Consider the following 21,824-nt stretch of genomic DNA (forward strand, 5'->3'; position numbering starts at 1 on the left):
TCTGCAATTGATTCGAACTCGATGCCATTCGGTCGCTAACGCCGAATCGAGCGAAATCCCGCCTCATTCGGCGCATAACCCGCGCGACGATATTCGCGAATGTTGGCCTTAATAGAGAGTTCCCATAAGGCGCAGCTTAGCCGAGCGGCAGCTAATGGCCGCCGTCACCGGTTGCGTCGGTCAGTTGTTGGGCCATGAAGAGACTGTCGCGATATAGCTGCTGTTGACAGCTTCGAGGCCAATGGCCGACGTTCGCAGTCAAGCGCGTGCGCCGTGTCACTTTGAAGACATGGCTAGATCTTCCTCCAGAAAGCGCAGAAACGCTTCCATCAGCGCCTCGCGAGGGTAAGCGTTCTGCGTGACGAACAGTGAGCCGATTGTCGTGTGGGTTCGGGCAACAGGCACCGCGAGTGCCCAGTGGTCGGCATTGACGTAGGCGACGAGGGTGCTCCCAGGCACGACCTGATCATAGAAGGTCACCTGGCTGTCGTTGCGCGCATCGACGCGAGAGAGTTTGTCATAGCTCGATTTGAGTATCGACGAAATGCGCTCCGGCTTAGGGAACGTCACGATCGAGTAGAGGTGCAGTGCGGGGGGAAGCGGGTTTTGCGCCATCCAGGCCTGGCGTGTTGCCGGTCGCAGGCTTTGCACGGCGCCTCCGTCACCCGAGGTGCAGGTCGCGCCAGGGAAGTGCCTCAGGAGGTCAGCCTGGTATTGCTCGGCGTCGTTGGCGAGCGCCGAGCCGCCGACTGCTCCGGCCACGCTGACTACCGCCGCCACGCGGCTACGGATCTCCGGATATGCGACCACCGCCTCCAGGATGTCCGGGGCACCCTTGGAATAACCGACCAGCACAAGCCGCGACGCTCCCGTTGGCAATTGCATGGCCATGATGGCGTCGCGAATCTGGCGTGCATTGTGCGCGGAACTCGACAACCCGCTAACGTCAAGCATGATTGCGTCGTATCCAAATTGCTGAAGATGCTTAGTGACGGTGCCCGGTGAATTCAGCCACGTCTTGAAGCAGTCGTATCCAATGCCTGGTACCACTACCGCAATGAGATGGCGCCGGGATTGCCCTAGATCGACAGGCATGTTGGTGCCGGCAGGCTCGGCGCCGACACGTGTCAGCGCGTCTTCGCAGGGGCGGGAATCAGGAAGCGTCGCGCCGCGCGCTTCCAGCACCGCACAATAGATCTCGCGGAATCGCGCCCTCTTGTCCAGAACGCCTGCCTGAAATGCTGGAACGAGAACAAGCGGGGGCGTGTCGGTCGAGTAAGGGATTAGAGGTTTCGTCGCGCATGCCGCCAGTGCGAGACAGGTCGCGACGAGAGCACTCTTGATGCCGCGATTGCGCCACGCGCAACGATAACGAATTACCCGGTGCGCAAGACTACCGCGCAATGCTGTCACCCGGTTATTTGCCGGCATCGCCATTCCCCTCACGTACAGTGGATTCGCGCCCTTCCAGGTAAGGCGCCCAGTCGAGAAACTCCACGTTCGAAAAACTCAGTGGACGCCTCGCGAAAAACATCACAGCGCGCAGCCCGTCGGTGAAGTAGTGTGCACCGCTGAACGTTGTCCGGGAGCGCGCCTGCGGCACCGAACCAACGCCGTTGACGAAGCCGAGTTTTTCCAGACCACCGGAATACATCATGTCCTGAACAAAAAAATTTCTTGCTTCATCGACGTCTCCGTGCAGCACTTCGTCGCCAACTCCCCGGCGCGCGAAGCGGCCGCCGACTGGCCGTCCGACTTGAGCCACATACACGTTATCGTCGTTGAAACGAATGGGCGCGAGCCACGCGCGTATTGAGGTTGCGGGCGCACCAGCTTGCGCTTCCTTGCGCAGGACGACGTCCGGTTTCCGGCCGAAGACCCATTGTGCGAGATCGCTCTCACGCAAGTCGCGGTGATAACTTCGTCGCACCATTGCCGCCCCGACGTCTCTAAGTTCGCCTACGACGATGGCATTCAGCGGATCGGCGCCGGTCGTTTCGTGCTGGTCACTGGCGCAACATGGCAACCGTTCGAGCGCGGCACGTAGCGAAGCAAGGTCGTGGCAGTTAGTGACTACCGAATCGGGATACTGGACCAGGTTCAGTGCGAGGCGGGAGTCCGCGACGTCATCCGGCACGTTCACGAAGAGGGTGAAGGGAATTAGCGTCTTGCTCCCAAACAGATCGATATTCACGAGTTTGGGATCTCGATCCGGATTGGTGAATAGAATCCCCGCCCGCGTTTCGCCCGGCGGAATTGGGTTCTTGAAGCCTAACGCGTTGAAGTATTTGTCGATGCTCTCGTTCGTGGCTCCACCAAGAAGCGTGTGCAAGGACCAAGCTACTTCGAGTGGCGAATAGTAATCCGGATCGGTTCCTGATTGAAGCAGCCATAATGGTTGCGAAGTCCGGTTCTGAACTTCGATCCATAACGGCTGTACGTTATTCTTACTGATGTCGGCGCCGAACATGCGTTTATCGTCTTCAGATCCCAGCACGGCAGCACTCACTTTCACGTCCTGCCTGGACGCGCTGACCGCACGCTCACGTAACGGCGCATCGTTGCGGCTGTTCGGGGCCGACCAGGTTCCGCAGCCGGTGAAAGCCAGCGAGAGCATGACACCGCCTGCAGAATTTCTCAATGTACGTAGTAACACAGGCAGCCCGCTCATCGTTTCTCTCCCACAGGCACGCGCTTGTGCCTGGCGCCCGCCTCCACAAGAAAGAATTCAATCTCTGAAAGCGAGGAGGGATAGCGATCAAATACGAGTATCTCGCGATATCCATCGGTGTAGTACGGATCAGTCGTCAGGTTTTCGCGTGGGGCGCTTTGCGGGGCGGCGCCGACTCCCGTTACGAACCCGATCTTTGCGAGGTTCTGGGAATACGCCATGTCTTCCGCTAGCGCTGTGCGTGCCTCGTCTACATCCGGATCGATCTTGTGTGTTGTAAACGTCGGTGAGTGAAACGTGAAACGGACGCCGATATCCCGGCTGATTTGACCCACCCATACGCGCTTGCCCCGGTAGCGCATAGGGCTTAGCCAGAGTCGCAGATGATTACGCTGGTGAATCGTGTCACGTGCTTTCTGCAACGCGAGATCCTGAGGCCGGCCAAACAGGAATAGATCGCTCACCGGCGCGTTGACGTAACGCTCGCCGGAAACTGCGGAGGTGATCGTCTTCATGATTGCGCCCGACCACCTTTGCTCGGTCGGGCTCCATCCGCGGCGCACCAGTGCGGGAAAGGCGTCGTCAAGGTCGCCGACGATGACCAGATTGAGTGGATCGCCGTTCTTCGAACTGTCCTCATTCGTTGCGCAACAAGGAAGAGCTTCGAGTGCAACGCGAAACGCGTCGTCATCCGTGTAGTCGAGGATCTTTTCAGGCGAATAGATTTCCCGGCGAAAAACTTCGCTGACGTGGTAGTCCGCATAGAAACCAGGCACGACGATGAGGATCGAGAATGTTCTTGCCTGCGCGTTCGCAATCAGGTCTATCTGGACCGGCTTCGCGCCCTCGCTAAGGTTTGTCAGCACGAACCCCGATATGGTCTGGCCGGGCAGGACGGGGTTGTGGAACGCAAGCTGGCGGAAGCGGCGGTCGAGTTCATCGCTCACACCAGGTGAATCGTTGCGGGCAAACGCCTCGGCCGCTTCCGAGCCCGGAAAGAAATTTGGATCAAGACCGGGCGACATCAGAAAGTAGCTGTGCGCATTGTCGTTCTGGACCTCGATCCAGACGGGCTGAATCATCTTCTTTGCCAGCGGTACGCCATAAACCGCCTCGCTTTCTTCAGCCGAAAGTACTGCCGCCGACACCCGCACCCCGCCGTTAGAGCGTGTCACTGCGCGGGCTCTGTAAGCGGGCGCCTCCGTGGAAGGCGGCGTTGTGGCGCAACCAGACAAGACGCAGGTGATGACAATTGCGGCAAGCAGTCGATTCACGATGGGGTTCATCGCGTAACCTCATGGCCGCAAGCCAGGGCGGCGCTCCTGTCAGTGGGCATGCGCCAACTGGACCTTACGGCGAACTCTGTAGCGCTGCGTTCATCTTTCCCCAGTGACGGACGTGGGGTCGCGGCCGCGAAGACCGGGCGTGATGCAGCGCTCGAAAACCTCCAGGTATCTTCCGCCCCACTTCAAGCGTGACAAGCGCCTGAGGTCGGCGTCCTCGACATGCAAACAACTTGCCGTATTGTCCGAATGGCAAAAGGCAGCACACTATTTCTCGCGCATTTGCGCAGGCCGACACATGCGTATAGTCCCGGCTGCAATTCACCGGGGTCACTGCGCGTCCAGGCTCAGTTCAGGTTCTCGTCTTTGTAATACTTCGTCCCTTTAGCGGTGAGTTCGAGCGCTAAACCTGTGTCGGTAATCTGATAGAGCCAGACGCCAGGCCCCACGGCTATTGCTCCCTGGTGCGCGCCGCCCGTGTCACCGGTTTTTGCGGCGGCAGTCGCCTGCCCACCAAACGCCCAGCCGGACGAGATGAAATCGGTCAGGGCGCTCACGTTCTCAAACACCCAGACCAACTGGAACTTCTTGATGCCCATACCCAAGCCGGCCTGGATCTCGGCCATTTTCATGTAGGTCATGGCCTTGGTCTTGTTGTTGACCGCGACGCCCTCGCCCGAGCCTCCGCCAGCAAGGAGGATCTTCATGCCGAAGTTGCTGAAGGCCGCATAGCCCGCAGCTGACTCTACTGCCTTGCGCGCCGATGGTTGGGCCCTGTAGAGCGCAGCTAGCGCGCCTTGCGCCGCCTTGCGTACCTCCGCTTGCTTTTGTGCCTTGCTTGCGGCGAGCGCGATGGCCGGCGAGACCATTGAGCAGGCCAACGCAAGCATCAGTATGCGACGGTTCATGATAGCCCCCTGATGCTCATGGAGTGCGGCGTTGGTACTTAAATAACGCTGGTTCTCCGACTCACAGGCACTAGCTGACGGTGCTGGCCGCATTGCTGTCAACGCCGCGCAAACCTACCGATGAACCAGGTCCGCTTGTGGACCGACGTACGATGGCGGACGCGCCGCCTAGTGGTTGCTGGCCAGGAACGTAGACATCGAATGCCTGTTCGTTGGCGAGCATGTACTGCAGATAGACCGTCTGCCCAGAGTTGTTCGCCCATTTCACAGCGACGCATTGAGCGACCGGTTTGGGGGCAAGCTGGCTTTGGCCGACGGATTGAAGGTCCGGCGATGATTGACTGGCGCACGCGGAGACTGCAGTGCCCAACACAATCAAGGGATATTCCATGTTAGTGGCTCCGCATTAGATCCCGCAAAGCATGGGCGACTCAAGACAAGTCAATTCGCCAGCCGACCGTGGGGCAGCGTCGATCTGACAAGTGACGCGGGCGCCGTCCCGTACGTCTTTGACAGCCCAGACTGTTCCTGATGTATCGAAAGAGTCTGGTCCGCCTGCGCCCGCAGATGAATTTTGACTGCCCAACGTGTAAATTGGCGCGATTGCGTCGAGTACTCTCTGCAGTCATCCAGCATATGGAGCCTCTATATCGTGCAGTATCGCGATCGCACCTCCAGTTCGATTGGCCGTTGTGCCGACCTCTAGGTCACGCAATCGCATCACGGGCTCGCAGCGCTCGTGGACCGACAGCACATTGTGTTACGCGGGCACTCTGATTCAATCAGACTTTGGTCCTATACGGCGGGTTGGCATGGGTGACCTCTCCGATCATTCCAACTCTGCCGCTAAATCTGACTCGAAGAGAGATGAAGTCGACGGCTGGCACCCCTCCAAACGACAACTCGCTATCGACTACATCTTCCCGCCTTCGAATGTGGGCATGCGTGGTCTAGACTGCGTTGGGGTCATATAGGCGAAGCCGCAGTGACTAACAACGCGAAAGGTGTCCTGACCGGCTCTGATCGGCGACGGGCCGACCGGACAGAAGGCCAGCGCTATTCATCAGAGGTTATCGGCGCCATCTTTGAACCTCTCATGCCGTTCGAAAGCGGGATGATTGAAATCTTGGGCCGGGTGGCAGAAACGGGGCGACCTGAGACGGTCATCATTGCCTCTCGTCGCGACAAAATCGCGCCGGCAATTAATCATCCGCTCCATGGACGAACTGACGCGAGGTGAGATCTCAGCTCTTTTTTGATGTCTTTGCGATAAATGGCGTCGGTACGTGCTGACACTTCTCGCTGGCGCACTTCGGGCAACGCGTGTGGGCGCTCTCGTGTTCGGCGAGATGTTCAGCGTGCTCGAACACATGGCCACACTTCTCGCAACGATATTGATACGTTGGCATTTGCACTTCTCCAACATGAATCCACCTAGCCGGGCTAATACCCCTCACCAACACTGTCCGGCACTATGAAAATCCATTCTAGTGCAGGAAATGCGCAAGCATGCGTGTTCGGTTCGTACTAGGCTTGATTATGGTCAGGGCGGTCGCGGTCCCGCGAGACGTGATGAACCCGATCCCCGCCTGCTGGCGAATACCGCCTCTCCGCGGTGTTCCTGGCGGCACAGAGCGAGGTCCCATATGCAAGTGCTCACGGTAACAATCATCAAACCCGAAGCGATGAACTTCATCCTGGGGCAAAGCCACTTCATCAAGTCTGTCGAGGATCTGCACGAGGCAATGGTCGGAACCGTTCCGGGTATCAAGTTTGGTTTGGCCTTTCGTGAAGCGTCAGGTAAGCGCCTCGTGCGCCGGTCTGGCACCGACGCCGACCTGGTCGAGTTGGCGTGCCAGAATGCCACGGCCATCGGTGCGGGCCACAGCTTCGTGATTTTTCTCGGCGATGGTTTTTACCCCGTCAATGTTCTGAATGCGATAAAAGCTCTGCCGGAGGTATGCCGGATATTCTGTGCGACGGCGAATCCCACGCAGATTCTGGTTGCCGAGACAGAGCAGGGGCGCGGCATCCTGGGTGTGGTTGACGGGTTCCCGCCGCTCGGCGTGGAAAACGAGGAGGACGTTCAATGGCGCAAGGATCTGTTACGTGCTATCGGTTACAAAGCATAGGTGCGGCTGCTCTCCCCGCGCGACCCGCGTGCCCATCGAACCATGGAACATCTCCATCTGCACCCCGGCACGCTGTGGCCGGCCATCCTGCGTCAGACTGAGCATGCGCTGCGTGTTGGCGCACTGCGGCCGATCGAGACAATCCAGACGCTGCTCGAAGAACGCGGTATATGCTTTCTCGTCCGTCAGGTCTCCAGCCTCGCGCGCAAGGAGGAAACCCGACAGTCGCGCAAGGTCGAGGCGGGGGCGTGCAGCGCGGTGAACCCGTTCCTTCCTTACGACCCCGACCTCTTTGTGGCCGATCTTTCGGACACTCACGTCGCCTTGCTCAACAAGTTCAACGTCATCGACCATCATCTACTGATCGTCACCCGTTGCTTCAAACCGCAGGAAGCGTTGCTCGAGTTCGCGGACTTTGTTGCATTTGCCGCCTGCATGGCCGAGTTCGACGGCCTCGGCTTCTACAATGGCGGAGCGGAATCCGGCGCGAGTCAACGCCACAAGCATCTGCAGATCGTGCCGTTGCCGCTCGGAGAATCAGGTCCGCCGCTCCCCATTGAATCCGTTATTAGGCCCGGGGGCATAGAAGGTCTGATCGGCACTGTACCTGGCCTGCCTTTCCTGCACGCGTTTGGTCGTCTGGAACTGGCTCCTGCCGCGTCGCCGCACGCAGCAAACGCCGCGATCGATTGTTACCACGCGTTGCTCGAAGCTACGGGCCTACGAGCGATCAAGGTGAATGGCGAATTGCATCAGTCGGCACCGTACAACCTGCTTGTCACCCGCCGATGGATGCTGCTCGTACCACGGCATTCGGAATGCGTCGAAGGCATTTCGGTGAATGCTCTGGGGTTTGCCGGATCGCTCTTCGTGCGTGACGCAGCTCAGATGGAAGTCATTAGACGGCTCGGTCCGATGTCCGTGCTGAAACGTGTCGCGGTCCCTGCCGCCGCGGGTCGACCGGGCCCATCTGTCTAGCGTTTTCGCTTCAAGACTGACCCTCAAAGGCGGGAATTTGCACAGGCGCTGATTGTCAACCGCGCCTCCGACGGTGGAGTGGTACAGGCCTTGCCGGGTGTGATCCTGCGCGGCAGGCAGTACGTGCATTTCGTCATCGACAAAGCACCGGACTCACGTGGCGTAGAGCGTATTAAATCTATGGTCCCTCCCATTTTTGCAACCACGATTTTCGATGTCATTGCAGGCTCGCTTAAATCTATCCGGCGTCGATTGTGGGGATCATGCCCCGCGCCACGATGAGGTTCGCGCCTGAAGGTCCTAAAAACTGTCTCGGCTTGTGAAAGCCTATTTAATACCCAGGTTGTCCTTCAGGCCGATGTGCCGTTCATGTCATCAAATTTCAGTCGTCGCAAAACCAGTTGGGTGATTGGCCAGAAGTTGAGCCGCGCAGTCAGTCCGCAGCGACCGTCAATCCCGCACAGTACGGAGTGCCGTGGGCTGCCATTGACCACGCAGTTCGAGCCAGCTTGTTAGCCAGCGCGCACGCTACAACGTTTGAATGTCGTCGGGTGAGCATGGCACGAACCCAGTCCGCGAGTTGGCCTGTCCGTCCCTCGAGCCGCAGCATGTAGGCTCGAGCGCACGTGACGAGCAGCCGCCGAATATTCTTGTCGCCACGTCGGCTGATACCAAGCAACGTCGCCTTCCCACCGGTACTGTACTGCCTGGGAACGAGACCGACCGACGCTGCAAAATCGCGACCGCACCTATACTGCTTGCCGTCTCCCATTTCTGCGGCCAGAACACTGGCGGTGATGGGGCCGATGCCCGGGATCGTCAGCAGGCGCTGGCCGAGCTCGTCGTCTGCGAGCTGGGCGTTAATTTCTTTCTCAATATGGCCAACCTCGCTGTCGAGGTACTTGTAGTGCTCGTGCAGACGCTGAAGGATCGCGATCAGGCGCGGTGGCAGTGAATGCTCAGAGAGGAAGGCCGGAAGACGGGCAACGGAAGCCTTTCCAACTGGCAAGCTAACGCCGAATTCGAGCAATAAGCCGTGCATCTGGTTGATGGTTCTCGTGCGATCCCGCACGAATGACTCCCGTAGGCGATGTAGGGCGGAGAGCGTCTGCTGTGATTCGGTTTTCGCGGTGACAAACCGCATGGTAGGCCGGGAGGCAGCTTCGCAGATAGCCTCGGCGTCTACAAAGTCATTCTTGTTGCTCTTTACGAACGGACGTACAAACTGCGGCGAGATCAATTTGACCTCATGTCCGAACGTCGTCAGCAGGCGAGCCATGTGATGGGCACCGGCACAAGCCTCCATTACAACCGTGGATGCATGAAAAGTCGCGAAGAACTCGACCAGTTGCCTGCGTCCGAGCTTCTTGCGAAATACCGCTTTGCCCCTTCTATCCTGACCGTGGAGGTGGAAGGTGTTCTTTCCCAAATCGATGCCAACTATCGTGACGTCTTGCATGACAGTCTCCAATCCGGAATTGATGCCGCAAGCGTAGCGCACTCGGCGAGGGCGGGAGGGACCATCCCATTACTGTCAACGTTGGACACAATAAATGTGCCAATTCACGACCGGATCGCGCTGACGGTCCTGCAAGAGTTTTCAGCTGCGAAATAATTGTGCCACCTGAGAAGGGCAATCCGGCGGTAGTGGTGGCCGAAGGTAGGTTCTTAGTGCGGCCAGGTGCGGCCGCCAAAAGAAGATTTGCGGACGTACGTTAGCGGATCGACGGGAGACCACGACGACGCCATCATCACTTCCGCGCTCCGGCCATTGCCAACCTAAGCGTCGCGCCGCTCTCGTTCCGCTTCTGTCCCCCTGTAACTGGCCAGTGAGCCGCATCGAGATAGGCGGGCGGCCACAGAAAGAATAGGCAAAACTCGTCACGGATTTGCAAGAACGAGTGCCTGTCCCAGCCAAATGGGTTACACAACGTGTCGGAATTTCGCGACACACTATTTTGTTTTGCTTCGGATATCCAACAATGTGGAGTTACGCTGCCTGTTGCAGCAACAACAACGTAATCATTCTGCGTGGAGAAATGGATGAAACGAATCGCACTGTCGACTCTCTCGCTGGCATTGCTCGGCGCTGCAGGCGCAGCACATGCGCAAAGCAGCGTGACGCTCTATGGCTTGATCGATGACTCGATCCAGTACGTTCACAACGCCAACCCGTCTGATAACAACCTGTGGCAGCTCGCCGCGGGTAACCTGCAAGGCAGTCGCTGGGGTATGAAAGGCACGGAAGACCTAGGCGGTGGCCTGAAGGCGATCTTCCAGTTGGAAAGCGGCTTCAACCCGAACAACGGCAAGATGGGCTCATACGGCACGGGCACGAAACTGTTCGGGCGCCAGGCTTTTGTCGGCTTGACGCAGGACGCATACGGTACGTTCACGCTGGGTCGCCAGTATGACCCGCTCGTCGACCTGGTCCAGCCGCTGACGGCTGACAACTACTTCGGCAGCACGTTCGCGACGCCGGGCGACGTGGACAACAACGACAACAGCTCTCGTACGAACAATGCGATCAAGTATGTCTCGCCGGTGTGGGGCGGCTTCCAGGTCGAAGGCATGTATGCTCTGGGCGGTGTAGCTGGCGCAACGGGCGCAGGCCAATCGTGGGGAGGCGCAGCAACGTGGGCGGGCGGTCCGTTCAGCGTTGCAGCTGGCTACTTCCGCATGGAAAACGGCAACACGGCAGCAAGCCGTGGCGTGACCCCGACTAATGTGGGTGGCACGTGGAATGCGGGCGGGACGTCAGACGGCACGTTCGATGGTTCGAACATCAATGGCGCATACCAGTCGGCCAAGCAGATCGACATCACGTCGTTGGCTGCACAGTATGTGACGGGCCCGTTCACGTTCAACGTCCGCTACAGCTTCGCACAGTACAAGCCGGACGCATTCTCGGGCTTTACCGAGCAGGAAAAGTACCACGTTGCTGGTGCGTTCGCTGGCTACCAGCTCACGCCGGCAATGCTGCTCGGCCTCGGCTACACGTACACGCACGGCGCGGGCGACACGTCGGCGAACTATCACCAGGTTTCGCTAGGCGGCGACTACTCGCTGTCGAAGCGCACCGACCTGTACCTGATCGGCGCATACCAGCACGCAAGCGGCCACCAGCGCGATGCAGCCACCGGCTCGGTGGTCGATGCAGGCGCATCGGTTGGATCGTATGGCTACCAGGCCGGTTCGACCAGCCAGGAAATCGTCAGTTTGGGTATCCGTCACAAGTTCTAATAGAAAAACATGACGTACGACTCGAGACGTCGAGCCATACCCCGAAGCCAGCCAGAGGCGCAAGCCGAAGGCTGGCTTTTTTCTTTTGTCATGCTCCTTGAGCACTTAAAGAAGGGCGCGTCCCCGTGAGCGGCAACCGCTCCTCAAATTTCGACTCTTATTAGCTCTGCGTCCTCTGATCGAAAAGTCGTGCTTATTTCGAGGTATCCTGAGCACCTCAGTTTTCTGTGTCGTTTGCGGGCACTATGCCGTTGTCAGTCAACACCGCCGCAAGAGGCGCGAACACGGCCTCGTCACTAGCAAGACGTCGGGGCAACGCTTCCTGTAGAAACTCGACCCATGACCTTATTTTTTTATCGAGATCCGCAGGAGACAAGTAAATCAAGTGCACATTACGCGCCTTCATCCTGTACTCAGGCAGGACGCGGACTACCGACCCAGCACGCAGTTCTTGCATTCCGACCCGAAAGGGCAATGGGCCAATTCCAAGGCCAGCCAGAATCACATCTTTGAGTACGTCGCATAGGTCGCTCTGAAGAACTGTGTGTTCTACCGAGAACGTTTCATCACCAAATGGCCCGTCAAATTGCCATTGCCCGGATGATAGGTCCCCGGCGAGATCAATGCATTGATGTTGCTTAAGATCAAAGAGTGTCTTCGGCGTCCCGTAACGCGCCAGATACACAGGTGATGCACAGAGGATGGTAGACATCGCACCAAGACACTCAGAGCTTATACCGGACTCGGGCGGTTTTGATGAGCAAAGAAGGACGACGTCGTGATCGTCGAGCTTCGCTTCTTCTATCTGCTGCACGAGTGTCACGCTCACCGAAACCTGCGGGAAACGCTCTATGTAGCCTGAGATTAGATTCGGTAGGTGATACCGGTCAAAGCTGGCGGATACGCCGATTCTAAGCGTCCCGGAAGGCTCTGCGCTCACACCCATCGCCTCGGCTTCTGCCTGTGCTAAATGTATGAGGATTGCTTCGCAGTGTGAAAGATACCGCTCACCTGCTTCAGTCAATGCTACGCGCCGAGTTGTCCTATGCAATAGACGTATGTTCAGGTGCGCCTCAAGGTCTGCTATAGCGCGTGAAACCTGAGACGTAACGAGGTTGAGTTTTTGCGCTGCCGTGGTAAAGCTGCCAACTGATGCAACTTGAGCAAAGGCACGGATAGCCTGCAACATATCCATCGATCACGTTCCGTCGATTCGGGCGATAATAATTGGGCAACGACTCGTAACCAACCTGCAATGCCATGTAGGCATTATTATGCCTGCCTCCGGAGGAATCCACCTCGAATTCGGCTAACCGACCGGAATTTGACGCAGCGGAAATAGGCCCAGGACGTGGGAGCAGATGTTTAGTAGCGTGCCGTGAACTGCCGGCGCCCAGAGACGAGTTTGTCCGAAATGGCGTCGCCGTCTCGCGCCGAGGAAGGAGCAACGAGGAGCCCCGAACCGTGTCGAACTGGAGACGTTCGCGGTCTTTAGCTAAACGAATGAATTGCGTCGACTAGGGCCGGGTGCACCAAATGGCGGCGGGGTGGCGGTTCCTTTGACAGCCGCCTTCCGATTATTCCGCCGCAGGTTTCGACCTGGCGCCTCCCGTTGCACACTCGTCGGCAAGCGGACAGTTCTCAACTTCGAGCGTCGACCAGGGCAAACAACGCGTGGAACGCGATCAGCTAACCGTGTCCGCGTAACTTACACATTCGACCGATGGCTCGCGACATCAAGCTCCGCACGCACTGAATGGTTATCTGGCAGGCATGTCGTTGGTAGCTTCTGCCAGATTAAAGACATTGATCGCGACAACGGAGATTTGGTGATCAGTTGTACCGTGCTTGCTATTTGCTCCGGACTTGTCGGATTCAACGAGCGAGACTATATGAAGGAATCTTTATATCCACATCTACGCAGGACGGCAATCGGGTTCGCCGAAACCGAATTCGTCGAGGAGAATTTCGAGGATGATTGATATACCGTTGCGCGGGTAATCCGATAAGCTAACGATGGTCAAGCCTAGGGCGGCCACCCGAAAACCGGATTCCTTCACCGGCTGGCTTGACTCCTTCAGGAAGGGCGCATTCGAAGGCTGCGCTTTGGAAACCGACACTCCGCCGTGGGTGCCTCCGTCTGTCCTCGATGAACTGAGGCTTATGGAGCGTGCCCCATCCATCTACTCGCAAAGTGACTTGGGAGCAGCTCGCCGCCTCGTCTTTAACGACGCGATGCGAGATTTTTTCACGGATACCTGGTTTAAAAAGTGGAAGCACGCCAGTTGCTGGAGCATCTGGTTTGACTACGCCTGGCATGCGTCCACGTATGAATATAACGCCGGCCGCGATGCCAGGCGAAAACACATTGAGGCAATGAAGGCCCTACGGCTGCATTTGCAAGCCGCCGCGCAGGCCATGGACCTAGCGCGTGATGCTAGCGAAGACTCGCCGCTAGATGGCCTGCTTGAATTCTCCGACCCGTTCCGGCTAGTTGGTCGCGCTGCTCAAGACTCAACGCGCGGACGCGTCGCCTTACGGTATGAAGAGGTTGGCGCGAAGGTCGCGAAAGCTGTTTTCCCCTATGACCTTCGCTATTTTCCAAACGCGTCAGATCTGCTGCATACTTGGCAGGTTTGGCCTCCAGTTGGCTAGACGCAGCGGACGCCAACTGGAGCAATCCGGCGGAAGAGGCTGCCATGTCATCGCGCCAGGCGATGGCCGTTCCTCAGTACGTAAGATGGTTCGACGAGCAAATGTCGGTACATGGGTGGACGTTCGGCGAACAGCTAGCGTCCGGCATGTCTTCGATTGAGACGCCTGTATTTGGCGATCACCACAGAATTCCCGATCGACTCCTAGCCATCCAATGCGCCGTGGCTCTCGGTTTTCCTTATCCGATGGATGGCTTAAACGATCGCATACGAAAGGCTCGCGAGCCCGGTAGGGTGAGTGATTTCGAAGCCTGACCACCTTTGTGGCTACTTGTTGGCTACCTGGAAACTTCGAACTGAAAAAGCAAGCAGAAGACTCCGTGGACCGTAAACCCCGAAAATAGAAGAATGCTTCCGAACCCGCGAAGTTGTTTGCGGGTATCTACGGAGGTTACATGACAGCAAAAGCAAAACCGCAAACAACTCAGCAGAAGCGCATCGAGCGGATGCCGTCCGTACTGGCGCGCGTGCAACTGAGCGAAAGCGAAGTAAGGCGGCGGATCAAGGCCGGCACATTTCCCGCTCCGGTCAAGCTTGGTCCTCGTGCAATCGGCTTTGTTTCATCGTCGATCGATGAATGGCTCGATTCGCTGACACAACGAGGTGTGCAATGACCCTTGCCACCTTGCCCCCCTCAACACCCGCGACACGCGCCGCCAAAGAGGCGCGCGAAGCATTGCGAACGGCGAAGCGGGAAAAGCGCGCAGCGACGGCGGCCCTTCGACTCGAAACGCTTTCGCAACTTCGAGACGGTTACGCAGAGAAGTTCGGCCAATGTCAGGACGGCTCGCGATGCGAGCAGGCACGAAACCTTTATGCGGTAGCGTCAGTCTTCGAGAAACAGGCTGCGGGCTCTCCCACGGGTATTGGCTGGGCCGTCGATGCGATGCGGCTCGCGCTGCACATGCTTGGCAGGGCATCGACATGAGCGGGGCACAAAGTTACTTTGAAGCGATGCGGCATGCCTGCGTCAGAAAGTTTCGCCGCGCTGCCGCCGGGTTGTTCGTCGCGGCAGTGTCCGCCGGCACGCCTCGCGGCGCGTTGTCTGAAGTTAGAGTTGAACAGGGTCTTGCGTGTGTCGGCGGCGAGCAGTATCCTGCGATCGTCGCTGAAACAAAAGCGACCGGGTTTAGCGGCCCGATCCATGTAAGCGCACAGCCGCGCAGAGCGGCTTTTTTGTGCGTGTCGCCTCTGCGCGCCTCTTTCAATGGGCGGGCCTTGGTGGGGGAGCCTTCGGGCTCGCCGGGTGCTTACGTGACCGGTCTGCTAACCCTGCCTTGCGCCCGTCCACCCCATTTAGCAGTGGGGAGCGGGTTAACCGCTCACGTAAGAGGTCGCATCATGCGCCAGTCCACGCTCGCCCCTACCGGGCAAAACTCCCCCCTCATTCAATCGATCATCCGTGAGGCGTTGCGCGCCGCGGTGACAGCCAACACGTATCAGTCCGCGCTCGATGTCACCGGCGCGGCGCTCGTTGCTATCTCGGCCCTTGTCCGTGGTGAGGTGCGCCATGGTTGATAGAACGACCCGTACCGCGATCGTTGAAGGATTCGACAATGCGCCGCCGCTCGATACCGGCGCTCCTATCGAGCTGCAATTCGCCGTCAACCTCGGCGCGATCTGCGCAGATGCCTGGCTGGAGCTGAAGGGCGCTGTGTTGCTGCACAACTATGCGGCTCATCAAACCGACGCATTCTCACGCGGCCTCACGGCAGGCATGCAGGATGAGGGCACGTTCGACCCGCACAGACTGACCGTCAGCCGGCAGGCATTCGCGGCTGGACTCATGGGACGGGTGCAGCAACACCTGCTCGCCGCTCTCGGCCTCGTTATGCGCGATCGGCGCACCACGCACTGAGGGCGCTGACCATGGCAAAAACAACGAACAACCTGCCTGTGTCCGAGTTCCTTTCTGCTCCACGAACGACCGCACCGGGCATGCGGATAGTCGAGCTGTCGGCCTTCCGGGAACGTGCTGGACGGCCGCTCACACCGCCGTCAGGTGCGGCCCACGTTATTTCAATGCCGGACCATGGTGCAAAGAACATCGCAAGGCGTCAAAGCCGTGTGCGCAATCAGGTGCTGGGCATCGTGCTGGACACCGCAGCCCCTCCCGTCGCCAGCGTGACTCTTTTCCTGTGTGACGACGGCACAAGGCACCGCTCATTTGCGGGCGTCGAGCCGGAGATGGCGCAGTTTCTTGCCCGTGATCTTGAAGATATGGTCGCAATGCTGCGGCATCACGCTATGAAGGTTCGTGTGGACTCGACGGAGGTCAGCAATGCGCCCCGCTGACGCTACCGCCGTTCCGTGTCTTGGCGTTGATCAGGTGCTATGGGCGATGGGCGGCGACGCAAACGCCATGCACAACGAGGCTGAATTGCGGCTGGACACGGCGAGGGCACTTGCACAGGCATTCTGCCTTGTTGACGCGCATGAGGGCGGTACTGAGATTCTGGCTGGCGCGATGGGCGCGCTCGCCGTGCTGATGTCAGACGCAATGGCATTGTACGAAGCCGCCCACAAAGCGCGCAACAGAGGTCAAAGCCCGCCTCCGCAAGGCGTGTAACGGCAACCGAAGTTAAACGATTGACACGCCGTGCTGATATCAGTGTGATCTGCACTACTAATCGCGTGGCATTGGCCGGACGCATGGCGGGCCGCAGGTGGACGCGGGCCCGCGCATACAGGGAATCTATGAGCGATAAATCCATGTCTGAATTCGAGCGCGCGAGAATCGCGCTCGGCTATATCCCGCCTGACGACCGTGATACCTGGGTCAGGATGGCGATGGCGCTCAAGGCAGAATTTGGCGATGAAGCATTCGCCCTCTGGAGCGACTGGAGCCGACAGGCGAAGGGTTACAACGAGACCGACACGCGCGACGTGTGGAAGTCCGTCAAGATCGGTAAAACAAAGCTGGCAACACTCTTTTTCGAAGCCAAGAAATACGGCTTCGATCCGCGCGCCCATAAAGCGAAACCGGTCAATGCGGCCGAACGTATGCGCCGCGAAGCGGAACGCGCGGCCCGTGAAGCCGCCGAACTGCAGGCCAATGCGGCGAAGCATGAATCCGCGGCACTGGTTGCACTGCAGATCTGGGAGGCCGCCGCGCCTGCGCCAGCCGATCACGCCTACCTTGATCGCAAAGGCGTAGGCGCTGGCGAGCTGCGTGTGTTTAGCGGCGAGCTGGTAATTGGCAAGGCCGCGTGCGATGGCGCATTGATCGTTCCAGCTCGGGACGAATCCGGCAAGCTCTGGACGCTTGAGTTCATCCTGCCAGATGGACAGAAGCGCTTTCTGCCGGATGGTCGCAAGGCGGGTTGCTTTAGCTGGGTGGGCGGCGCTGTCACCTCAACGCTGCTGATTGCAGAAGGCTATGCGACGTGCGCGACGCTTACAGCCGCGACCGGCTTTCCAGCCGCTGTGGCGTTCGACGCCGGCAGTCTGCTCGCCGTCGCCACGGCGCTACGTGCGCGGTACCCTCACGCCCGCATTGTGCTGTGTGCGGACGACGATCACAGGACAAAGGGAAATCCGGGGCTGACGAAGGCGCGCGCGGCGGCCGACGCAGTCGGGGGTACGGTGGCCGTCCCTGACTTCGGCGAGAAACGCCCTTCGGCTGGAACGGACTTCAACGATCTTGCGGCGCGCCTGAACCCGGATGCCGTGGCCGCTGCCGTATACGCAGCGCTGGCTGTCGGCGGCGCGCAGGCCGCAAGCAAAGGCAAGACGCCTCCAGTTCCTGCGAAGGCCGCCAGGCGCCCTAAAACGGCCCGCGCACAGGACGGCAAATCGCGCTTCGTGGTCGATGACAACGGCGTGTGGTTTCACGGCTTCAACAATCAGGGCGAAGCGCTGCCGCCGCATTGGGTTAGCACACGCATTGACGTGATCGCGGAGACGCGTAACGAGGTCAACAGTGAATGGGGCTACCTGCTCGAATTTACCGACCGGGACGGCGTACAGAAGCGCTGGGCGGTCCCAGCCGGGCTGTTCGCCGGAGACGGAACGGAGCTGCGCCGCATGTTGCTGGATATGGGCGTGAAACTCGGCGTCACACAGGTGGCACGCACGCAGATCGCGAACTATATCCAGATGGCACAACCGGACGAGCGCGTGCGGTGTGTGCCGCGCGTCGGCTGGCATGGCGGCGCGTTCGTGCTGCCGGACAAGGTAATTGGCACCGGCCGCGAGTCATTGATCTATCAGGCTGACATGCCAATTCAAAGCCAGTTCAAGGAAAGCGGCACGCTCGACGAATGGCGGCGCGAGGTAGCCGCGTATTGCGTTGGAAATAGCCGCCTGCTGTTCTGCGTGGCAAGCGCGTTTGCGGGACCGTTGCTGCACTTCTCAGGCCTGCAATCTGGTGGCTTTCATATGCTCGGCACCACCTCCGAAGGTAAATCGACTGGCGGCGCGATAGCGGCATCCGTGTTCGGCTCCAAAGACTACGTGCGCGGATGGAAAGCCACGGACAACGCGCTTGAGGCGGTTGCGACACAGCACAGCGATGCACTGCTGATTCTGGATGAAATCGGGCAGGTCGAGCCGCGCCTCGTTGGCGACGTGATTTACATGCTGGCCAACGAGTCAGGCAAGGCGCGTGCGACGCGTACCGGCGCGGCGAAACCTGTCCTGAGCTGGCGCCTGCTGTTTCTGTCGAACGGCGAAAAGAGCGTGTCTGCGTTGATGGCAGAAGCAAACAAACCAATGAAGGGCGGCATTGAGGTACGCCTGCCGGTCATTCCCTCAGACGCTGGTAAGGGTATGGGCGTGATTGAAGAACTGCACGGCTTTGATTCGCCTCGCGCGCTTGTCGAACACCTGAAGCGCGCGGCGAATGTGCATTACGGCGCGGGCGGTCCAGCCTTCATTGCGTGGGCTTCACAGGTTGCAGACGAACTGCCTGATTCGTTACGCGAACGCATTGTCGAACTCGTGCATGCATGGGTTCCAGGCGGCGCGCATTCGCAGGTGGCGCGGGTTGCTGAGCGCTTCGCGCTGGTCGGCGCTGCAGGCGAGCTGGCGACGGCGGCTGGCTTGACCGGGTGGCCGCTCGGCGCATCCACGGATGCCGCACGCACCTGCTTTGATGGCTGGTTGCACATGCGCGGCGGCGTAGGCAACTCCGATCAGGCCGACATGCTGCGACAGGTCGTGCATTTCTTCGAGGCGCATGGCGCGGCACGTTTCGAGCCCATGCACCGATTGAAGGACGATCATCGGGCAAACATCATGCACCGCGCGGGCTTCAAGAAGCTCGTCAAGGTCACGGCTGAATCCGAGGCGGTGGCCGTTACGACAGATCGGGCCTACGTTGCAGAATACGGCGCGGGGCGCGAGATGAGCGACACGGATGCGGACGCGAGCGAAACGGAATACTGGGTGCTGGCGAAGGTGTTTCGTGAGGAAGTGTGTAAGGGGTTCGACTATAAGCAGGTCGAGAAACTGTTGATCGAACGCAAGATATTAATGCCACGTTCGGACGGTCATCCGGCTCGTAGCGAGCGCGTGCCGACCGTTGGTAAGGTCATGGTGTACCGCATCCTGCCATCGATCTTTTCATTAGATCATTGAGTGACAGCCTTCGCCGCGATGGCGGCGGTGGCGCGGATTCCTTTGCGCGGCAAAGTGGCTTTGGTCCGTCAGTCAAAGTCACTTTGCACGACGCTCCAGTCGGAATCTCTGCCGAACACGGCACCCCCATTTGCACCATTTCAGCAACAATGGAAAAGCCACGTCTCCACAGACCGTCGCGGCTGGAGACGCATGGATACAGAATATGGAGACGGCAAAAGCTTTGCTGGTAAAGGCTCATAGCCAATCTGAAAGGCTTGTCTCCATGTCTCCAGAGAATCTGTCGATCAGGGGAAATCGAAACGCAACTGGCGTGCTGATGCAATCCAATGGCGACGCGGCTCACGCGGATTTTTCAGGGCGTGCGCACGGCATCTTCTGCGGGTTGTCTGCGGAACCGCGACGCAGGCATCGTTGCGCAGTGAGCAAAGGTGCGACGTTCCGCGCCGGAGTTCATGACCGAGGGGTCGATCGCGCAGCGATGGTCAGCCGGATGCCAGCACGCATGCATGGGTCCTTCCAGAGCCTTTCAGCATGCGGGTAATTCGAGCCCCATCAGGCGCGCCGTCACCATCTTTTTTCAGGGTAGTCACCTGGGTAGCCGGTGGTCACCTAAGCGATTGATTGCTAACGGATTGAGGTGGCTACCCGGTGGTCACTTGGGTAGTCAGGTAGCCAGGTGATAGTCACTTCGCGGTCACATGTCCCTAAGCCGTCCCTAGGCCTGCATCTGGGACGACAACGCATCCAGGCAGCGGGCAACTGCGAGTCCCGTCGCAAGGACGTATGCCCGCTTACCCAGCCGCGGCTGTGCCAGGCAGCTCCGCCACATTAGTGCCGCTTTGCTGGTCGATATAGTCGGCCCAAGCCTGCATCAGATCGCGCCGCTTGTCGAACAGATCGCCACGTCGGTATGCACTCTCTGTCTTGTCACGAATCGCGTGCGCGAGGGCCATCTCCGCCACCTCGTTAGGAAACGCGGTGCACTCGGCTGCCCAATCGCGGAACGTCGAACGAAAGCCGTGCGTGGTCAGGTCGTCTCGCCCCATGCGCTCCAGCAGCTTCAGCATTACCATATTCGACAACGGCCGGCCTTCCCGCATGCCTTCGAAGATGAGCCCTGTGCCGCCGAACGTTGGCAATGCCTTCAGCAGTTTCACTACTGGCAACGATAGCGGCACGCGGTGTTCGCGCTTCGCCTTCGTGCGGTCGGCAGGGACCATCCATAGGGGTACTGACAGGTCGAACTCAGTCCATACCGCATAAAGTGAATCGCCTGTGCGCGTTGCGGTCAGGATTGTGAATTCGAGCAGGCGGGCGGACGTGGCATCGTTGGCCCGTAACTCACGGAAGAATGGGCCGATCTCGACGTAAGGAAGTGCGGCGTGGTGGCCGTCTTTCTGTACCTTCGATGGCGAGGCCAGCAACTGGTCCAAGTGGCCGTTCCAGCGAGCTGGATTCTCGCCGGTACGCAGGCCGCTTACCTTGGCCCAGTCCATGATGTTCTCAATCCGGCCACGCAGGCGCGATGCGGTCTCATTCTTCGTCAGCCAGATCGGTTGCAGGACGCGCATCACTAGCTCAGTGTCAACGTCGGCAGGGCGAAGTGCGCCGATGAACGGATACGCATACGTCGCAAGCGTGTTCTCCCACTGCTGGGTGTGCTTTGGGTTCGCCCACTCGGCTCGACGCGCTTTAATGTATGCCTCTGCGCATTGTTTGAATGTCAGGGATCGGGCCGCTTCGACCTTGCGACGAACCTTCTCCTGCTTTCGTAGCGTGGCAGGATCGTCGCCACGCGAAACAACCGCGCGGTGTTCATTACGAGCCCTACGCGCTTGCTCTAGGGTGACGCGCGGATACGGGCCGATCTGAACCAGTCCTTCCCGACCGTCAGGCTTCGTGTAACGAAACTGCCAGTACTTCAATCCGGTGGGCTTGACTTGCAAAGCAAGGCCGCCACCGTCGTTGAGACGATACGTGCTGGCACGTGGCTTAGCTGAGCGGCATTGCAAATCGCGTAGAAGGCTCTCAGGCATGGTCGTCAAACCCGCGTCAAAAAGTACCCGAAAAAGTACCCGGGAAATTGCGGAATTTTACGACTTTTCTTGGATGCTTGTGGAGGTATCGAATCGCCGCAAAGCCTTATACTTATTGGCTTTGCGGGACTTTCTGGAAACTTCTGAATGTCAATCTTGGCGGAGGCGGTGAGATTCGAACTCACGGAAAGATTGCTCCTTCGCCGGTTTTCAAGACCGGTGCCTTAAACCACTCGGCCACACCTCCAAGCCCTAAATTGTAACCTGAAAAAACCT

At 58.9% G+C, this 21,824-nt stretch carries 20 protein-coding genes and 1 tRNA gene; 11 read left to right on the plus strand and 10 right to left on the minus strand.

Annotated elements, in window-relative coordinates; translation table 11 throughout:
- Positions 1–276: 276 nt before the first annotated feature.
- From AC57B1_RS34370 to AC57B1_RS34390, 5 genes are all read right to left on the minus strand, one after another.
- On the minus strand, positions 277–1,437 hold the full coding sequence (locus tag AC57B1_RS34370) for a lipase family protein (protein ID WP_496419932.1): 1,161 nt from the start codon (positions 1,435–1,437) through the stop codon (positions 277–279).
- Entirely contained in the window at positions 1,418–2,671 is a 1,254-nt protein-coding gene (locus AC57B1_RS34375; RefSeq protein ID WP_496419933.1) for an LssY C-terminal domain-containing protein, read from the minus strand. The genes AC57B1_RS34370 and AC57B1_RS34375 overlap by 20 nt, the downstream gene beginning before the upstream one ends.
- Positions 2,668–3,957 carry an LssY C-terminal domain-containing protein gene (locus AC57B1_RS34380; RefSeq protein ID WP_496419934.1) on the minus strand — a complete coding sequence of 430 codons (1,290 nt, stop codon included), beginning with the start codon at positions 3,955–3,957 and terminating at the stop codon, positions 2,668–2,670. Before AC57B1_RS34380 ends, AC57B1_RS34375 begins: the two co-directional genes overlap by 4 nt.
- A 344-nt stretch (positions 3,958–4,301) precedes the next feature.
- Positions 4,302–4,862 (minus strand): lipid-binding SYLF domain-containing protein, encoded by a 561-nt coding sequence (locus AC57B1_RS34385; RefSeq protein ID WP_496419935.1) that lies wholly within the window; start codon positions 4,860–4,862, stop codon positions 4,302–4,304.
- A gap of 70 nt (positions 4,863–4,932) precedes the next feature.
- Positions 4,933–5,253, minus strand: a complete 321-nt coding sequence (locus AC57B1_RS34390; RefSeq protein WP_496419936.1) for a hypothetical protein — start codon at positions 5,251–5,253, stop codon at positions 4,933–4,935.
- A 594-nt stretch (positions 5,254–5,847) separates the two neighbouring features.
- On the opposite strand from AC57B1_RS34390, the gene AC57B1_RS34395 reads away from it, so the two are divergent.
- Entirely contained in the window at positions 5,848–6,102 is a 255-nt protein-coding gene (locus tag AC57B1_RS34395; RefSeq protein ID WP_496419937.1) for a hypothetical protein, read from the plus strand.
- A gap of 4 nt (positions 6,103–6,106) precedes the next feature.
- On the opposite strand, the gene AC57B1_RS34400 is transcribed toward AC57B1_RS34395, so the two are convergent.
- Positions 6,107–6,271 (minus strand): FmdB family zinc ribbon protein, encoded by a 165-nt coding sequence (locus AC57B1_RS34400; protein WP_496419938.1) that lies wholly within the window; start codon positions 6,269–6,271, stop codon positions 6,107–6,109.
- A gap of 237 nt (positions 6,272–6,508) precedes the next feature.
- Here AC57B1_RS34400 and AC57B1_RS34405 point away from each other — a divergent pair, with 237 nt between their 5' ends.
- Complete coding sequence (locus AC57B1_RS34405; RefSeq protein WP_496419939.1) at positions 6,509–6,994, plus strand: adenosine-specific kinase; 486 nt, start codon at positions 6,509–6,511, stop codon at positions 6,992–6,994.
- Positions 6,995–7,036: 42 nt separating this feature from the next.
- Positions 7,037–7,972 carry an ATP adenylyltransferase family protein gene (locus AC57B1_RS34410; RefSeq protein WP_496420333.1) on the plus strand — a complete coding sequence of 312 codons (936 nt, stop codon included), beginning with the start codon at positions 7,037–7,039 and terminating at the stop codon, positions 7,970–7,972.
- Between the two features lie 433 nt (positions 7,973–8,405).
- Here the strand turns inward: AC57B1_RS34410 and AC57B1_RS34415 are convergent, their stop codons facing one another.
- Positions 8,406–9,431: an IS110 family RNA-guided transposase gene (locus tag AC57B1_RS34415; RefSeq protein ID WP_496419940.1), complete on the minus strand. Its 1,026-nt coding sequence runs from the start codon at positions 9,429–9,431 to the stop codon at positions 8,406–8,408.
- A gap of 584 nt (positions 9,432–10,015) precedes the next feature.
- Here AC57B1_RS34415 and AC57B1_RS34420 point away from each other — a divergent pair.
- A complete protein-coding gene (locus AC57B1_RS34420; RefSeq protein WP_496419941.1) occupies positions 10,016–11,215 on the plus strand; it encodes a porin in 1,200 nt (399 codons plus the stop codon).
- A 217-nt stretch (positions 11,216–11,432) separates the two neighbouring features.
- Here AC57B1_RS34420 and AC57B1_RS34425 read toward each other — a convergent pair whose 3' ends face one another.
- A complete protein-coding gene (locus AC57B1_RS34425; protein ID WP_496419942.1) occupies positions 11,433–12,410 on the minus strand; it encodes a LysR family transcriptional regulator in 978 nt (325 codons plus the stop codon).
- A 911-nt stretch (positions 12,411–13,321) separates the two neighbouring features.
- Between AC57B1_RS34425 and AC57B1_RS34430 the strand changes: the two genes are divergently transcribed.
- The 7 genes from AC57B1_RS34430 to AC57B1_RS34460 all read left to right on the plus strand — a co-directional run bounded on the left by AC57B1_RS34430 (position 13,322) and on the right by AC57B1_RS34460 (position 19,509).
- Positions 13,322–13,870, plus strand: coding sequence for a hypothetical protein (locus AC57B1_RS34430; RefSeq protein ID WP_496419943.1), 549 nt, complete (start codon positions 13,322–13,324; stop codon positions 13,868–13,870).
- Positions 13,871–14,324: 454 nt separating this feature from the next.
- Positions 14,325–14,543, plus strand: a complete 219-nt coding sequence (locus AC57B1_RS34435; RefSeq protein ID WP_496419944.1) for a helix-turn-helix transcriptional regulator — start codon at positions 14,325–14,327, stop codon at positions 14,541–14,543.
- A 727-nt stretch (positions 14,544–15,270) separates the two neighbouring features.
- The gene (locus AC57B1_RS34440; protein ID WP_496419945.1) at positions 15,271–15,447 is read left to right on the plus strand and encodes a hypothetical protein; all 177 of its coding nucleotides are present in this window, start codon (positions 15,271–15,273) and stop codon (positions 15,445–15,447) included.
- Positions 15,440–15,787, plus strand: a complete 348-nt coding sequence (locus AC57B1_RS34445) for a hypothetical protein (protein WP_496419946.1) — start codon at positions 15,440–15,442, stop codon at positions 15,785–15,787. Before AC57B1_RS34440 ends, AC57B1_RS34445 begins: the two co-directional genes overlap by 8 nt.
- 11 nt (positions 15,788–15,798) lie before the next feature.
- Positions 15,799–16,224, plus strand: a complete 426-nt coding sequence (locus AC57B1_RS34450) for a hypothetical protein (protein WP_496419947.1) — start codon at positions 15,799–15,801, stop codon at positions 16,222–16,224.
- Positions 16,211–16,498, plus strand: coding sequence for a hypothetical protein (locus AC57B1_RS34455; RefSeq protein WP_496419948.1), 288 nt, complete (start codon positions 16,211–16,213; stop codon positions 16,496–16,498). Before AC57B1_RS34450 ends, AC57B1_RS34455 begins: the two co-directional genes overlap by 14 nt.
- Positions 16,499–16,641: 143 nt before the next feature.
- Positions 16,642–19,509, plus strand: coding sequence for a DUF927 domain-containing protein (locus AC57B1_RS34460; protein WP_496419949.1), 2,868 nt, complete (start codon positions 16,642–16,644; stop codon positions 19,507–19,509).
- A gap of 794 nt (positions 19,510–20,303) precedes the next feature.
- Here AC57B1_RS34460 and AC57B1_RS34465 read toward each other — a convergent pair.
- Both AC57B1_RS34465 and AC57B1_RS34470 read right to left on the minus strand, forming a co-directional pair.
- A complete protein-coding gene (locus AC57B1_RS34465) occupies positions 20,304–21,548 on the minus strand; it encodes a tyrosine-type recombinase/integrase (RefSeq protein WP_496419950.1) in 1,245 nt (414 codons plus the stop codon).
- 157 nt (positions 21,549–21,705) lie between these two features.
- Positions 21,706–21,795, minus strand: a tRNA-Ser gene (locus tag AC57B1_RS34470).
- Positions 21,796–21,824 lie beyond the last annotated feature (29 nt).

It is taken from the genome of Paraburkholderia sp. BGA-UO-ETr-F21 (assembly GCF_059567925.1).